13 protein-coding genes are annotated in these 14,750 nt (G+C 64.4%); 5 read left to right on the plus strand and 8 right to left on the minus strand.

Translation table 11 applies throughout. From position 1 onward, the window contains the following. The 4 genes from ureG to PP1Y_RS05715 are packed head-to-tail and all read left to right on the plus strand — an operon-like array spanning position 1 to position 5,251. Positions 1-639 (plus strand): urease accessory protein UreG, encoded by a 639-nt coding sequence (ureG, locus tag PP1Y_RS05700; protein ID WP_013837129.1) that lies wholly within the window; start codon positions 1-3, stop codon positions 637-639. Next, positions 636-1,202: a HupE/UreJ family protein gene (locus PP1Y_RS05705; protein ID WP_013837130.1), complete on the plus strand. Its 567-nt coding sequence runs from the start codon at positions 636-638 to the stop codon at positions 1,200-1,202. The genes ureG and PP1Y_RS05705 overlap by 4 nt, the downstream gene beginning before the upstream one ends. Before the next feature lie 54 nt (positions 1,203-1,256). After that, a complete protein-coding gene (locus PP1Y_RS05710) occupies positions 1,257-4,376 on the plus strand; it encodes an ATP-binding protein (RefSeq protein ID WP_013837131.1) in 3,120 nt (1,039 codons plus the stop codon). Beyond that, positions 4,373-5,251, plus strand: coding sequence for a DNA-binding response regulator (locus tag PP1Y_RS05715; RefSeq protein WP_013837132.1), 879 nt, complete (start codon positions 4,373-4,375; stop codon positions 5,249-5,251). Before PP1Y_RS05710 ends, PP1Y_RS05715 begins: the two co-directional genes overlap by 4 nt. A gap of 6 nt (positions 5,252-5,257) precedes the next feature. Here PP1Y_RS05715 and PP1Y_RS05720 read toward each other — a convergent pair whose 3' ends face one another. Genes PP1Y_RS05720 through PP1Y_RS05755 form a run of 8 tightly spaced genes read right to left on the minus strand, consistent with a single transcriptional unit; the run spans position 5,258 to position 13,774 of the window. Continuing rightward, a complete protein-coding gene (locus PP1Y_RS05720; protein ID WP_232512377.1) occupies positions 5,258-7,612 on the minus strand; it encodes a TonB-dependent receptor in 2,355 nt (784 codons plus the stop codon). Beyond that, the gene (locus PP1Y_RS05725) at positions 7,518-8,495 is read right to left on the minus strand and encodes a FecR domain-containing protein (protein ID WP_041558439.1); all 978 of its coding nucleotides are present in this window, start codon (positions 8,493-8,495) and stop codon (positions 7,518-7,520) included. The genes PP1Y_RS05720 and PP1Y_RS05725 overlap by 95 nt, the downstream gene beginning before the upstream one ends. Beyond that, positions 8,492-9,136, minus strand: coding sequence for an RNA polymerase sigma factor (locus PP1Y_RS05730; protein ID WP_051009972.1), 645 nt, complete (start codon positions 9,134-9,136; stop codon positions 8,492-8,494). The genes PP1Y_RS05725 and PP1Y_RS05730 overlap by 4 nt, the downstream gene beginning before the upstream one ends. Continuing rightward, entirely contained in the window at positions 9,133-9,750 is a 618-nt protein-coding gene (locus PP1Y_RS05735) for a class I SAM-dependent methyltransferase (RefSeq protein ID WP_041558440.1), read from the minus strand. The genes PP1Y_RS05730 and PP1Y_RS05735 overlap by 4 nt, the downstream gene beginning before the upstream one ends. A gap of 20 nt (positions 9,751-9,770) precedes the next feature. Continuing rightward, entirely contained in the window at positions 9,771-10,415 is a 645-nt protein-coding gene (locus PP1Y_RS05740) for a TRAP transporter TatT component family protein (protein WP_041558441.1), read from the minus strand. A 38-nt stretch (positions 10,416-10,453) separates the two neighbouring features. Continuing rightward, complete coding sequence (locus PP1Y_RS05745; protein WP_013837138.1) at positions 10,454-11,209, minus strand: SDR family NAD(P)-dependent oxidoreductase; 756 nt, start codon at positions 11,207-11,209, stop codon at positions 10,454-10,456. Next, the gene (locus tag PP1Y_RS05750) at positions 11,196-13,232 is read right to left on the minus strand and encodes an AMP-binding protein (protein WP_041558442.1); all 2,037 of its coding nucleotides are present in this window, start codon (positions 13,230-13,232) and stop codon (positions 11,196-11,198) included. The genes PP1Y_RS05745 and PP1Y_RS05750 overlap by 14 nt, the downstream gene beginning before the upstream one ends. Further along, positions 13,229-13,774: a thermostable hemolysin gene (locus PP1Y_RS05755; RefSeq protein ID WP_013837140.1), complete on the minus strand. Its 546-nt coding sequence runs from the start codon at positions 13,772-13,774 to the stop codon at positions 13,229-13,231. Before PP1Y_RS05755 ends, PP1Y_RS05750 begins: the two co-directional genes overlap by 4 nt. A 374-nt stretch (positions 13,775-14,148) precedes the next feature. Between PP1Y_RS05755 and PP1Y_RS05760 the strand changes: the two genes are divergently transcribed. Beyond that, entirely contained in the window at positions 14,149-14,745 is a 597-nt protein-coding gene (locus PP1Y_RS05760; RefSeq protein WP_013837141.1) for a (2Fe-2S)-binding protein, read from the plus strand. Positions 14,746-14,750 lie beyond the last annotated feature (5 nt).

Consider the following 14,750-nt stretch of genomic DNA (forward strand, 5'->3'; position numbering starts at 1 on the left):
ATGGCAACTCCCCTCCCGGCTTCGGGCCCCTTGCGCGTCGGCATCGGCGGCCCCGTGGGTTCGGGCAAGACCGCGCTCATGGACGCACTTTGCAAATACCTGCGTGAGAGCTACCAGATCGCCGCGATCACCAACGACATCTACACGCGCGAGGACGCCGAGTTCCTCACCCGCGCCGGATCGCTCGATCCCGACCGTATCCTGGGCGTCGAGACCGGCGGCTGCCCGCACACTGCGATCCGCGAGGACGCCTCGATGAATCTCGCCGCGGTCGATGTGCTGGAGCAGCGCTTCCCGGGCCTCGACCTCATCCTGATCGAAAGCGGCGGCGACAATCTGGCGGCCACCTTCAGCCCGGAACTGGCCGACATCACCATCTATGTCATCGACGTTTCGGCAGGCGACAAGATCCCGCGCAAGGGCGGGCCGGGCATCACCCGAAGCGATCTGCTGGTGATCAACAAGATCGACCTTGCGCCGCTCGTCGGCGCCAGCCTTGAAGTCATGGACCGCGACGCGAAGAAGATGCGCGGCGCGCGGCCGTTCGAATTCGCCAACATTCGCGCTGGCAAGGGTCTCGAGGAGATCGCCGGCTTCATCATCAAGGCAGGCGGACTGCCGGAAAGGATTGCTGCATGAAGCGGCTCGTCTCCACTTTTGCCCTTGCAGGCCTTAGCCTCGCTCCCGAATTGGCCCTGGCCCACCCCGGACACGGCAACGGCGCATTCGCATCGGGGCTGCTCCATCCCCTGACCGGCGCCGACCACCTCGCCGCAATGCTGCTGGTGGGCCTTGGCGCTGCAGTGTTCCTGAAGCGGTCGGGCTGGGTACTTCCGCTCGCTTTTCTGGGCGGTCTGACCTTCGGATTCGTGACCGGAACCTGGCTGCCCGGTTCGGCCGCGGAAGCCGGGATCATGGCCTCGCTCGTCGTGCTTGGCCTTGCTGCGGCATTCCAGGTCCGCACGCCGGCTGCCATTGCGGCCTTTCTCGTCGCCGCTTTCGGTTATGCGCATGGCGCCAGCCATGGCATCGAGATGCCGCACGATGCCTCTCCGGCACTGTTTGCCGGTGGGTTTCTGGCGACCAGTGCCTTGCTCCACTTCGGCGGTTATGCTCTTGCCCGGGTGTTGCCGAACCCGGCTTTGCGCCTGATCGGGGCTGGCAGCGCGGGTTTCGGCCTCGTCCTGGCCGGGATTTCATGATGGAGCGCAACCGGATTGGCAAAATCGGAACCTGATCGGGCGCGGGCGGGCACTGTGTCGGACGTCGCGGTCAAGCGCCAGGTCATCGTCGGCACGCGCCGGCGCTACAACCAGTGGGTCAACAACCAGACGCTGGAAGACTATGCCCTGCGCTTCACCGCGACGCGCGCGCGAAGGAGCTCGCCTGCCTGGGTTGCCAATACTGCACTAGGCTCGATCGCTTTCCTTGCCTGCGAGGCGCTGGGCGCGACGGTCACCATCGGTTACGGCTTCGAAAGCATGGCCTGGGCGCTGGGCGTGGCGGCGGCAATTTTCCTGATTTCCGGCATACCGATCTGCTATTACGGCGCCCGCTACGGCGTCGACATGGACCTGCTCACGCGCGGATCGGGCTTCGGCTATCTTGGCTCGACGATCACTTCGGCGGTCTACGCCTCCTTCACCTTCATCCTGTTCTCGATCGAAGCGGTGATCCTGTCGGCAGCGCTTCAGTTGTGTTTCGGCATACCACTGCCGATCGGGCACATGATCAGCGCAATGGTGGTCATTCCCATCGTCGCCTACGGCTTTCACCGCATCAGCCAGTGGCAGAACTGGACGCAGCCGATCTGGTTCATCCTGCAGGTTGCGCCTATCCTGTTCCTCGTCGAGCAGGGCAGCGATGGCCTTGCCCTCTGGACCGGTTTCGAAGGCGCAGAGAAAGTCGGCTCGATGGCGAGTTTTGCGGTTGCGCTCGCCGTCTTCCTCTCACTGCTGCCGCAGATCGGAGAGCAGGTCGATTACCTGCGTTTCCTGCCCGAGCAGGAGAAAGTCGGCAAGCTGCGCTGGTGGTCGGCGCTGCTGGCGACCGGCCCGGGCTGGATTCTCGTGGGCGGCGTCAAGATTGCCCTGGGATCCTTCCTTGCCGTCATCGCGCTGTCCTCCGGCATGAGCGCGAATGATGCGGCCAATCCGGCCATGCTCTATTTCATGACCTTCGGCGGCCTCGTCGCCAACCCGACGGGCGCAGTGATACTGACCACGGTCTTCGTTGCGCTGTGCCAGATCAAGATCAACGTCACCAATGCCTATGCCGGCTCCATAGCGTCCTCGAATTTCTTCTCGCGCCTGACCCACCGGCATCCCGGTCGCGTCGTATGGCTGGTGTTCAATACCCTGATCGCGCTGATGCTGATGGAGGGCGGCATCCAGACCGTCGTCGAGCGGGTGCTGACGCTCTATTCCAACTTCGCGGTCGCGTGGTTCGGTGCGGTGATCGCCGACCTCATGATCAACAAGCCGCTCGGCCTCAGCCCGCCGGGCATCGAGTTTCGCCGCGCCTACCTTTATGACCTCAACCCGGTCGGGGTCGGCGCCATGGCGATCTCGATCCTGTGTTCGACACTTTGCTTCGCAGGGCTACTGGGAGAGGTGGCGCAGATGCTCTCCCCGGTAATCGGGCTGAGCGTATCGTTCATCTTCGCCCCGATCATCGCTGCCGCCACCCGGGGGCGCTATTACATCGCCCGTCCGCAGGACAAATTCGAAACCGCCGAATGCACCTGCAAGGTCTGCGAGAACACCTTCGAAGCACCGGATATGGCGGTCTGCCCGGTTTACGACGGCGCGGTCTGTTCACTGTGCTGTACGCTGGAGGCACGCTGCCACGATGCCTGCAAGGTCAGGCCGGAGGCCGGGGTCAACCTCTCCGCATTGCTCGAGCGCCTCCTGCCGGGCTCGATCACCGACGTGACCTATGCGCGCATCGCCCGCTTCCTCGTGGCCTACTGCGTCTGCCTTGCCATCGCCGGCGTGGTGCTGCTGTTGATCTTCTATCAGCGTGAAGTTGCCGGGGACGACCCGCTGGTCCTTGCCAGCATTCTCAAGACCGTTTTCGTCGGTTTCATGGCGATTTCAGGTTTCGGCGCCTGGTATTTCGTTCTCTCGCGGGAAAGCCAGCGGGCGGCAGAGCAGGAAACGGAACGCCAGACCGTGTCACTCATGGAAGAAATCGAGGCGCACGCGCGTACCGATGCCGAACTGCAGCGGGCCAAGACGGCGGCGGAGAATGCCAACCTTGCCAAGAGCCGCTACATCATCGGTATGAGCCACGAGATCCGCACGCCGCTCAACGCAATCTCTGGCTACGCACAGTTGCTGGAGCGCGACGAACGCGTACCGGTCGCCGACGCTGTGCGCGTCATCCGGCGCAGCGCCACCCACTTGTCCGATCTCGTCGACGGTCTCGTCGATGTATCACGGATCGAGAACGGTTCGGTCCGGATCGCCCGCGAGCGTGTGAACCTCGTCGATCTGCTCAACCAGATCGTGGACATGTTCCGTATTCAGGCCGCCGCGCGGGGAATCCAGTTCGACCATAGCCGGCCGAACCATTTGCCGCACTGGATCTATGCCGACCAGAAGCGGCTGCGGCAGGTGCTCATCAATCTCATTTCCAACGCGATCAAGTATACGCCTGCCGGGTCCGCGGCGCTCAACGTCTATTGGCGCAATCCGGTCGCGGAATTCGAAGTGGTCGATACCGGAGTCGGTATCGAAGCAAGCAGTCTGGAACGCATCTTCGAACCATTCGAGCGGATCGGCACGGTCCGCGGACAGCAGGGCGTAGGCCTGGGCCTGACGATCGCACGCATGCTTGTCGATGTCATGGGCGGGCAGCTTACCGTGAAGAGTACGCCGGGCCTGGGCAGCACCTTTACCGTGAAGATGTTCTTCTCCGAGGCGCCCGTGCCGGAAAAAGGGCCGTCGGAGCCTGCTCCCCAACTGTCCTTTGCCGGGCCGCAGCGGCGCATTCTGGTCGTCGACGACGATTCCGCGCACCTCGAACTGACCCGGGACCTTTTGACCCCGATTGGATTCGATCTCGAGTTTGCCGAGAACGGGCGCGCTGCGATCGAGGCCTATCGCCGCAAACGGCCCGATCTCGTCATCATGGATGTCGCCATGCCCGAGATGAGCGGATGGCAAGCTGCCCATGCGATCAGGCAACTCGATGGCGACAGCGTTCCGATCCTGATGGTCTCTGCCAATGTCCACGAGTTCCAGCGGCCGCGCAGGCCCGACGATCCGCATGACGATTACATCGCCAAGCCCTACGAACTCGATGTTCTGATCGATCGGATCTCTGTCCTGCTCGACCTCGAACCCGCCGAACGACCGGAGTCCGCGCGATGACGGCCCGCATCCTCGTCGTCGATGACGATCCCGAAACGCGCGGGATGATCGAAGCATTTCTGCGCAGCGAAGGGCACGAACCGATCCTTGCTGCCGATGGTGCGATCGCGCTTGGGCTGCTGGACGAGGCGCGACCGGACCTCGTGCTGCTCGACGCGGTGATGCCGGGGCTGGACGGATTCGAGACATGCCGCCTGCTCAAGTCCGACCCGCGCGCCAGCGATGTGCCCGTCATATTCATGACCGGGCTTTCCGATAGCGACCATGTCGTGCGTGGACTGGAAGCGGGCGGGGTGGACTATGTAACCAAACCCGTGGTTCTGAACGTGTTGAGTGCGCGCATCCGCGTCCATCTCGGCAATTCCAGCGGCGCGCGCAAGGCGATGACCGGGCTTGATGGGATGGGCGCGCAGTTGGTCAGCTGCGATGCGCGCGGCCACATTGGCTGGACTACACCTGCCGCGCAGCGCGTGCTTGACGGATTTTCACCGGACAAGCGAACCGCATTGCAATCGCTGCTCGCTGAACTGATCGTTGAAGCCTCGCAGCGCACAGTCACTGTCGTCCTGGGGGCGGAACGGTTCGATGTCACCCTGGTCGGCGAAGCAGGCGGCGCCGAGCACATGTTCCGCATCGCCCTCTCGCGCGAGGGGCGCGAGGGCGACATGCTGCGCGATGCCTTCGGCCTGACCCCGCGCGAAGCGGACGTCCTCTTGTGGACCGCGCGCGGCAAGTCGAACAAGGACATGAGCGAGATCCTCAACATCAGCGCACGTACGGTGAACAAGCACCTCGAACAGATCTTCGTGAAGATCGGCGTCGAAAACCGCGCTTCCGCTGCCGCTGCCGCGACGCGGGTGATCTACGAGACCTGACGCAGTCTAGAAATGGACCGACCCGTTCAGGGAAATCGTCGTGGGCTGCTGCGGCGTGAATTGCGGCATGGTGCGGTAGCGAAGGGCATTGCCGAAGGCGAAGACGTCGCCCTTGTCAGCGAACAGGTTCTGCACGTTCAGGCCCACTTGCCAGATGCCGTCGCTGACCTGAACTTCGAAATCGCTCTCGATCAGGTCGCCCATCCTGCGGTCAAGGTCAGGATCGAAGCTCATGCGGGCCGGGCCGACATAGCGCAGGCTCAGCTTCGCGCGCGCATTCAGCTGTCCTAGTGTGAAATCGCGGCGCAGGCCGGCGCGTACGGTATATTCGGGAACGACCGGCAAGTGCCTGTCTTCCAGTTCGAAACCCAGATCATTGCGGATCAGGCGCGCATCGGTGAAATTGCCGCCGGCCTCTGCCTGCCAGCCTTCGCCCAGCGGCAGTTCGAGGCTGCCTTCGATGCCGAAGATGCGGGCGTTTCCGGCATTGACCGTCTCGACGAGGCCATTGTCCTCCAGCACGTCGGATTGCAGGTCGTGCCAGTTGGAGAACCACGCGCCCAGATCGAGCTTGCCCCCGCCGGACATCCGCTGGCGCCAGCCCAGTTCGATGGAGGCCAGTTCATCGCTGCCCAGCGTGTCGATGCTGCCGCTGGACGTAATATCCGATCCGCCTTGCCTGAAGGCCGATCCGTAGCGCACGTAGACGAGGCTGGACGAGCCGGGCTGCCAGGACAAAGCGACACTGGGTGTTACGCCGGACTTGTCACGCTCACGCGAGACGGGGCCGGCCTGCAACATGCGCGTCTCGCGGATAGACGAGCGGAAAAGCCGCGCCCCGGCATCGATCGAGATCGTGCCGGATACCGGAACAGTCGCGTCGAAATAAGCGGCATTGTCGTGACTGGTCCGGCGATCGTCGTCGAGCGTCTCCATGGCGCCTGCACTATCTTCAAGTGACGTCGCCAGTCTCTGGCGCGCCACAAGGCGCGAGATGCCCGCAAGCCAGGTTACGCCGCCAAGGTGACCGCGCAGGCGCAGCTCGGAATCCCATATGCGGAAATGGCGCTTGTCGAGCAGGCTCTGCGGATTGGCGAGCCCGAAGCCATCCGCGCCGAGCGATGCATCGAGCGTGTTGTCGACATCGTGCCAGGTCATGGCGCTGGCGAACGTCACATCGATGCTGCCGGCCGCGCCGTTCAGCCGTCCGGCGAAGTGGATGAGGTCGTTGTCGTGCGGCTCGGGCGATTGTGCGTCGCGTGAATAGCTGCGCGGGGCATAGACATAGCGCGTGTCGCTCGAGCGCAGCCACTGGCCGAAGCCGGTGAGGTCCAGACGCCAGTCGTTGGCCGGAATGAAGGCGAGCCCAGCGCGCGCGCCCGACACGCGCGTCCAGTTCGCGTCGTTGCGTTGACCGGTATCGATCCAGCCGGGCTCCTTGGCCCCATAGCCGACGAGGCGCAGGGCGGCCCTCTCGCCCACCAGGGGCAGGTTGGCCACGGCGGAGCCCGAATAGCCGGTATTGCCGTGCGCCACGAGTGAGGTTCCCGCAGTAACGTCGAGGCTGGTCCGATCGAGTTCGGGAGCGTGGGACACCATGCGGTAAATGCCGCCGAGCGCACCGGTCCCGTAAAGCGAGCCTTGCGGCCCCTTGAGCACTTCGACGCGCTCGATGTCGACGAGGCGGATATCCGGGTCCGGCGCAGCATAAGTGAGGCGCGCTTCGTCTAATACGACGGCCACCGTCGACTGGCTTTCGCCGCTGAAGGCGCTGTCGGCAACGCCGCGCAGGAACATGCGATTGCGCCCCGGCCCCAGTGACGTGAGTGAAAGCCCTTCGATCTGCGAGGCAACCGTGGCGCTGGCGCGGGTAGGGATGCCGTGGATTTCGTCCGCTAGGGCGACCACCGAAACCGCGGCAGGAACCGAGAGCAATTCCAGCGGTTGCTTGGTGGTCGTGACGACGATGGGCTGTGGCGGCGGCGGTGAAACGGGACTGGGCGGGGGCACCGCAGGCCCGATGGCGGCGGCCGGTTCGATGCGCCAGGCCGTCTCGCTTACCTGCCTTGCGACGAAACCGCTACCGGACAGAAGCTGCGAGAGCGCCTCGCCGACCGAATAGTTTCCCCTTACGCGCCTTGTGCGCAGGCGGGGCAGTGCACCCTGCGTACCGATGGAAACCCGGGTTTCGCGGGCAAGCTCGGCAATGGCTTCGGGCAGTGTGCTCGCAGCTATGTCGATGCCGCGGCGCGCTGCTTCGCGCGCCTCAGCTGCCGGGCTGCTCCAGACGCCAAGCGCCAGCGTGGCCGCTGAGACGCAGGCCCATGAGCTGCACCAGATCGCGTAACGCCGCATCCCCATCGTCGACAATCAGCGTCCCCGAAAACCGCCGGTCGCGCAAGGACGCCGGCACTTCCACCGAGACACCCGCATAGCGATGCAGATCGGCGGCGACCAGCACAAGTCGCGCATTTTCGTAGGAAAGTCTGCCTTCCTGCCATGAACCGACATCGATGGGCTTGATCGATGCAATCGTCGCGGTGCCCTTTGCGCCGTCGAAATCGAGACCGCTGCCGGCGGCCAGCTTCACCGGAGCGTCGAGCGCCTGCGAACTGACCTGCACTTTACCCTCGACGACGGCGACGCGCACCGTGTCCTTCTGTTCCTGTACGTCGAAGCGCGTGCCGATGTCGCTGATCGCAAGATCGCCGGCGGTGATCGTGAGGCGGCGCGAGGGATCGTGGCGGATGTCGAACAGGGCGCCGCCGGAAAGGGCCATGCGATCCCGATTGCGGCCCTCGATGGTCAGGTGGCTGCGCGGGGCGAGCAGGATCGTCGAGCCATCCTCAAGCGCGATGCGCTGCGATGCCGCTGCGGTCTCGTAAAGCTCTGGAGCGGGGCCCATGAACTGGGGAACCGCCAGAACCGCAGTCAGGGCCGCGGCAACGGCAAATCCAGCCCAACGCAGCCGCTTCCCGAAGACCGGACGCACGACACGATCGTTCGCAGCCTCGGCATAGGTGGCTTCCATCGGGGTTTCGAACTCGGGCGCCGCGGGCTCTGCCAGTTCCTCGCGATGCTCGCCGAGCATCATGTCCGTCAGGGCAATCTCATCGAACGCCTTGCGGTGTGCAGGGTCTGCTTCCAGCCAGAGGGTGAACGCATCCCAGTCCATGGCATCGTCGCCGCTGGCGAGGTGCCAGCGAACGGCTTCGGCCAGGATCGGATCGTCTTCGCGTTTCATTGTCCCTGTTCCATCTGCGGTCGTTCCCCGCTGTCAGCCCCTCGATCTGAAGACGTCGCCGTGTCGAAACATCCACAGTCGGACAGCGCCGCGCGCAGGCGTTTCATGGCGAGTGCGAGGTGCTTTTCCACCCCGCTGCGGCTAATTCCCATGACTTCGGCGATTTCTCCCTGCCCCATTCCCTCGAAGCGATAGAGCCGCAAGGCCCGGCCAGCGCCTTCGGGAAGGGCGTCGATGGCGTCGCGCAGGATCTGCGCTTCCTGCTTGCGGGCCAGCGCTTCGTCGGCAGGTTCGCCGGGGTCAGTCCTGTCTTCCGGCGGCATGGCGACACCGCCGCTCTCGGCCTCAAGCCAGTTGCGCTCACGCCGCATTGCGCGTTGTCGCCCGCGCAGCCGATCCAGAACGAGATTGTTGGCCATCCGAAACAGATAGGCGCGTGGATTGGCGACGGGCCCTGCGGGCTGCGCGCCGACCTTGATCCAGAGATCCTGCAGCAAGTCCTGCGCGTCGTCCGCCGAAGCGCAACGGGCAGTGAGGAATTGCAGCAAGGGACCGCGTTCGTCTTCGAGTACGCGGGCGAGCCCCGAGGCTCGCGCTTGCTGCGGCATCGGCTCCATGTCGATCTCCGCCAAGAACTTCATGATCGCCAGGCCCTTGCGAGCAAACCGGTGACCGATCGGGTGATCGCCACTTCATGCACTTCGATCCGCTCTTGTGCAAACCCTGCATCTGCAAACGCTGCGCAAAGCGCGTCTCTATCGAAAAGCCGATGAAAGCCCTCGCGGGTAAAGGACCAGTTTTCCATGCTCTGCCTGTCGGTGACGTAGGCCACAATTCGCCCGCCAGTCTTCAGCAGCCGATGCATCCTGTGCAGCATGGGGTGGTTGGAATCTTCGAAATACAGGACATTGAGAGCGAGCACCGCATCGAAGGTCGCGTCAGGCAATGCCAGATCTTCCAGTTTCGCCTCGATATAGGAAGCACGCGCGCCAAAGCGCTGCCGCGCGGCTTCCAGCATGGTCGCGGAAGCGTCGGCCCCGGTGACGAGGCAATCGGTGCGCGCCAGCAGTTCGGCCATCGCCGCGCCGGTGCCGCATCCGGCGTCGAGCACCGCTTCTCCCTCGCCCGGCGCCAGGAGATCGACCGCAAGCCGGGTGGGCTTGCGGTTGACCACATCCATGGCATTGCCCAGCAGGCGGCCGGGCAGGCCACTGGGATGGGCAAGCTGCCGCGCAAGCCGGTGAGCCAGCATCATGGGCACGTGCTTGCGGTCAATCAGCCCGCCTTGGCCAGCAGGGCCCGGACTTCGCGTCTGCGGCCTGCGTCCCACACCGGGCGGGCAGGATCGTGCGGAGCCTGCAGGGCTTTTTGAAGATAGGTCTTCGCTCCCGCCTTGTCTCCCTGATCCAGCAGGTAGTCGCCATAGAAGTAGTTGGAATCCAGGCCGTTGGGATCAACTGCCAGCGCCTGCTTGAGCAGCTTTTGTGCCCGCTCGTCGTCCCCCCATCCGATCGGCGATCCCGGAACCTTGTAGTAGAGTACTCCGAGGCTGAGCGCGGCTCCGCCGTCCGCCGCGCGCGGATCGAGCGAATAGGCCTTGGCGATCAGGTCGCGGGCCCGCGTCGCCAGGCTCATCTTGTGAAAGATATTGGCACGATTGGCCTGCTCGCTGGTGATGATGCCCTGCCAGAGCAGCGGTTCGGCCTTGCCCGGATAGCGCGCGACGATGGTCGCGGCCTGCTTGGCCAGCTGGTCCAGCGCCTTGGTCTGCGTGCTTGAACCCTTCACTTCGTACGTGATGTGGGCCCAGCCATCGTTCACGGCCTTAACGTCGCTCGCCATGTCGGCGAAGGCGGCCGAGGGCAGGGCGCAGGCCAGCAGCGGGGCGGCCAGAAACGTGAGGACACTGCGTTTGATCATCGGATGGATCTCCTGTCTCTTTATCGTGTCGGGCTGGTTCAGCAGAACTCGGCGCGGGCCTTGCGGATCTGTCCGGCAAGTCCGTTGTCGATCAAGCGGGGGGAAATGGCATTGAGGGCGGCATAAAAGCGCTCGAGTGCGCCGATCGAGACGGTCTCGCGTCTTTCGACGATGGCCGAGACGATCCGCCGGGCCACCCAGTCGGGTGCATCGGCCTTCATCCCCGTCACTTCGAGGAAGCGATTGACCTCACCGTTGTTGAATGCGGTGCGCGCGGCCCGCGGATTGATGTGGGTGACTGTGACGCCGCTGCCCATCAGCTCGCGCCGCAAGCCCTGGCTGAGGGCAGCGAGACCCGCCTTGCTGCTCGAATAGGCGGCGAACCAGGGATAGGGAATCGCGCCCAGGACCGAGCCGATATTGACGATCTGCCCGCTCCCTCGCGCCTGCATCGGCGCCGCCACTGCGCGGGCGAGGACGGCCGGCACCAGCAGGTTGATGCGATAGCACAGTGACAGCGCCTCGATCGGCTGGCTCTGATGCAGGCCGAAACGCATGACCCCGGCGATGTTGACGAGGATATCCGGGCAATCGCCGGCAAGCCGCTCTGCAAGCCGGGCAAGGGCGGTCTCATCCGAGAGGTCGGTGACGATACTGGCGTTGCAGGCCGCGCTTTCTGTGCGATCGATCCCGATGACATGGGCTCCGGCCTCGCGAAGCAGCGTGGCCACGGGCGTGCCGATGCCCCCGGCAGCGCCGGTGACGGCTATGCGTTTGCCTTCAAGCGGCAACATCCTGGTCCTCCATGGCAATTGCGGCGAACATGCCCCCGAAGAGGGCGAACATTTCGCGCGCCATCCTGGTGATGGCCTCGCGGTCCTCCGGCGTGTCCAACCGGTTCACGAGCGCGGCGAAAAAGGCCATGTGGTCCTGATCGAGCGCGCCATGCGAGGTCAGGTAGGTGAAGGCTTCCGGCGGCAGTCCAAGATTCGCGGCGACTGCACTGGCACCGCGCTGGGCTAGGGCGACGCTTACGCTTTCCAGCACATAGACCATGCCGAAAAAGCAGGCGGCATTGCCTTCCCCGATCCGGGCATAGGCATGGTCGACCATGGCCTGCGTTGCCGGATTAGGCCTGCAGGTGCGCGCCTTGTCGGCATCGCCGCCGGCCGCAGCGATATCCGCCAGGATCCATTCCTCGTGGCCGGTCTCTTCCTCGATATATTCATCGAGCGCGGCGACGAGTTCGGGCCGGTCCAGCAACCGAGCACGCGCCGCCTGCATCAGCGGAACCGTATGGCGCACATGGTGATAGGCCTGAATAAGGTAATCGAGGTAGGTGCGGCGCGAGATCGTTCCGGCAAGTCCGGCGCGCACTTGCGGGATCGTCAGGAAGCGCAGTCGATCGCGCCAGGTTGCAGCTTCCAGCTCATCGAAAAAGGCCGGCTTGCCCTCGAGCCATGTCCGGGCGATGGCCTTGCGGCGCAGGCGTCCGTTGCCGGTGAGCATACCGTTGGCTGGCGTGAACGGCGCCGCTTCACGCCAGGTGGCCACGCGTGCATAGGCGGGCAACGTCCGGTTTGCCGCCGCAAGGGCCTTGACGATATCCGCGTCTGGCGATGCCGGGACGAGCAGCGCTTCGGGTGCCGGGCGGCCGTCGCCATGGACCAGGGCCTGGGCGATTTCGGGCTGTAGCAGCAGTTCGGCCTCTACCCATTCCGGCGAAATATTGCGGCCATAGCTGGTGACGATCATGGCCGTCTTGCGGCCTTCCACCCAGAGGCGGCCATGTTCGTCGATGCGACCGATGTCGCCGGTGGCCAGAGGTCCCGGCGTACGCGGCTCGCCAATGGTGCCAAGGTACATTTCTCCCTCGAGCAGGATTTCGCCATCGGAGGCGATCGTCGCCCGGACATGGCCGAGCGGGCGCCCGACCGAGCCTTCCAAGCTTTCGTCCGCGCATTCCAGCGATACGACCGAGCCGCATTCGGTCAGGCCGTAACCCTGCCTGACCGGCAAACCGAGGTCGCGGGCTCTTTGCAGGAGTTCAACGGGCACCCGTGCCCCGCCGACAGCCACCAGCGTCAGGTCCGGTAGGCGTTGGCCGGTGCGTTCGAGAACCGCGACCATCCCTGCGAGATATTCCGGAACGAGGATCAGCGACGTGATCCGCCACACCGCAAGGCGTGAGACCATCGCTCCGAAATCGGGACGGAAGGGGTCACCCAGCCCGACCTCGCGCTGCGGCGGGCAGATATAAGTCCCCCCGGCCAACATGGTGGCGAAGAAACCGGCGACCGTTTCCAGCAGGATTCCGGGGGGCAGCAGGGCGCAGTGTCGGCCGGCATGGGCGGTTCCCAGCGCTTCAACGACCGATGCGGCGACAGTGAGCATGTGGCTCTGCGACAGGCACACGCCCTTTGGCGTGCCGGTCGATCCGGAGGTAAAGGTAACCCGCGCCGTCAGACGGGGCAGTAATGACGGCGCGGGGTGCGGTGTGGAGGGACATTCGCCCCCCGCACCGCAGGCGGAAACGGCGTGACGGACCTGTTCGTCGGTAAAGAAAGCAGGAAGCGACAGGACCGGAATACCGGCATCGAGAAGCGCCAGCTCGAGAACGGCTGCTTCGACACCATGATCGAGGCGCAGGACATGGGGCTTGCCACTCTGCGCATCGCCGCGCAATTCGGCGACCGCCTGCCCCACGCGCTCGGCCAGGTCCCGCCACGTCACGCAATCCGATACGACCGGGTCGAGCGCGATGCCGAGCGGGTTGTGCTCGGCATGGGCACGGATCGTCTCCAGCAGACCGGTCACGCGGCAAATTTCCGGCGACGGGCAAGGAAGGCGGAAATGGCGCGCTGGCCCTGCGCAATCAGGCCGGCGCAGACCATTGGGTCATTGGCATAGTAGTTGCCCCAGGCGACCGGATCGTCGGCGCGCTGCAAATCGGCCTTGGCAAGGACGTGCAGGGTCACGCCCAGTCTCTCGAACATGCGGCGCAGCGGTGCGGTGAGCGTTGCCACCGCCACTTCGCAATCGGCACCAAGGTCATTCGCCGCCATGCCCCAGAGGGTGACCATGGCAAAGGCATCGTCGGCGGCCAGATTGCCGAGTTCGATCACGCTGGAACGTTCGACGGCATGACCCAGCGCATCAGTCAGGCATTGCTCCACCGGACGGTCGAGATAGCGTTCGAGAAAAAGAGTTTCTTCACCGGCGCGGCGATAGCCTAGCGCGGCATGAGCCGTGTTCTGGTACGAGACGTGGAGGATCGCGCCATATCCGGCCTGCACGTTTGCCCCATGCGCCTCAAGATAGCGCCTGCGGACCAGATCAATCGACGATGTCTCTGACATCCCAGTCTCCTCGGTGTTCGAGGAAATGACGGCACGCCACTCGGCCTTCCGCAGTCGGACCACTCGTCCTTCGACAAGATTCCCTTGGCGCACGACGAATCGATCGAGGCCCGCACCATGACCGAAGCCGCATGATCTCTCTGGCAGGCCACTTGCACGAGTTTCATCCGCGCGAATCGTGGATCCTGGGCTATGGCGGTCCATTCGCACTGCAGTTGCGTGAGGTGATTTGCCTCCCTGTCTCTTCAACAGGTGACAAGAAGGCATTCGTCCACCATGTTCGAAACGCAGGATAATGCCCTAATGCTTTGCGGTCACGGCGCAGTACCTCGCGCTGCGCAGGGCAGACGGGCAACTTGACTCACGAGGGCGGCATGAAACTTCGAATCAACGACAAGGAAATGGACGTCGAGGCCGACGGCGACACACCGCTTCTGTGGGTGCTGCGTGACGACCTCGGAATGACCGGCACGAAATATGGCTGCGGTCTTGCGCAGTGCGGAGCCTGTTCGGTTCTTGTCGACGGGGTCGTCACCCGTTCATGCGTGACCCCCCTCGATGCCGTGGCGTTGAGCGCCATCACCACGATCGAAGCGATCGAGGAAACGGATCTCGGAAAGCGGGTGGTCGAGGCCTGGGTGCGCCACCAGGTGCCCCAGTGCGGCTATTGCCAGTCGGGACAGGTCATGGCGGCGACTTCGTTGCTCAAGGAAACCGCGACACCCACGGACGATGAGATCCGTGGAGCGATGATCAACTTGTGCCGCTGCGGCACCTACAACGCGATCAAGGCGGCGATGAAGGACCTTGCCGGTACGTCGGAGACTGCGGACAGCGGAGATGGCCTCCACCTCGGGGCTGCAGAGATGGTCGCAGGCGGCGCGGCCGTGGCGGCGGTGGCCGTAGCCGGCACGGCAGCGGTTCGATCCAAGGCCCGAAGCGAAAAGACCGGCAGCGAAGGGGACGCGTGATGGAC

This window comes from Novosphingobium sp. PP1Y, from assembly GCF_000253255.1.
In the GTDB taxonomy this organism is placed as follows: Bacteria; Pseudomonadota; Alphaproteobacteria; order Sphingomonadales; family Sphingomonadaceae; genus Novosphingobium.

What these genes read in the sequence shown, in the direction of transcription:
- ureG (WP_013837129.1), top strand. Translation starts at nt 1, where the DNA reads ATGGCAACTCCCCTCCCGGCTTCGGGCCCCTTGCGCGTCGGCATCGGC.
- PP1Y_RS05705 (WP_013837130.1), top strand. Translation starts at nt 636, where the DNA reads ATGAAGCGGCTCGTCTCCACTTTTGCCCTTGCAGGCCTTAGCCTCGCT.
- PP1Y_RS05715 (WP_013837132.1), top strand. Translation starts at nt 4,373, where the DNA reads ATGACGGCCCGCATCCTCGTCGTCGATGACGATCCCGAAACGCGCGGG.
- PP1Y_RS05720 (WP_232512377.1), bottom strand. Translation starts at nt 7,612, where the DNA reads ATGGGGATGCGGCGTTACGCGATCTGGTGCAGCTCATGGGCCTGCGTC.
- PP1Y_RS05725 (WP_041558439.1), bottom strand. Translation starts at nt 8,495, where the DNA reads ATGAAACGCGAAGACGATCCGATCCTGGCCGAAGCCGTTCGCTGGCAC.
- PP1Y_RS05730 (WP_051009972.1), bottom strand. Translation starts at nt 9,136, where the DNA reads ATGAAGTTCTTGGCGGAGATCGACATGGAGCCGATGCCGCAGCAAGCG.
- PP1Y_RS05735 (WP_041558440.1), bottom strand. Translation starts at nt 9,750, where the DNA reads ATGATGCTGGCTCACCGGCTTGCGCGGCAGCTTGCCCATCCCAGTGGC.
- PP1Y_RS05740 (WP_041558441.1), bottom strand. Translation starts at nt 10,415, where the DNA reads ATGATCAAACGCAGTGTCCTCACGTTTCTGGCCGCCCCGCTGCTGGCC.
- PP1Y_RS05745 (WP_013837138.1), bottom strand. Translation starts at nt 11,209, where the DNA reads ATGTTGCCGCTTGAAGGCAAACGCATAGCCGTCACCGGCGCTGCCGGG.
- PP1Y_RS05755 (WP_013837140.1), bottom strand. Translation starts at nt 13,774, where the DNA reads ATGTCAGAGACATCGTCGATTGATCTGGTCCGCAGGCGCTATCTTGAG.
- PP1Y_RS05760 (WP_013837141.1), top strand. Translation starts at nt 14,149, where the DNA reads ATGAAACTTCGAATCAACGACAAGGAAATGGACGTCGAGGCCGACGGC.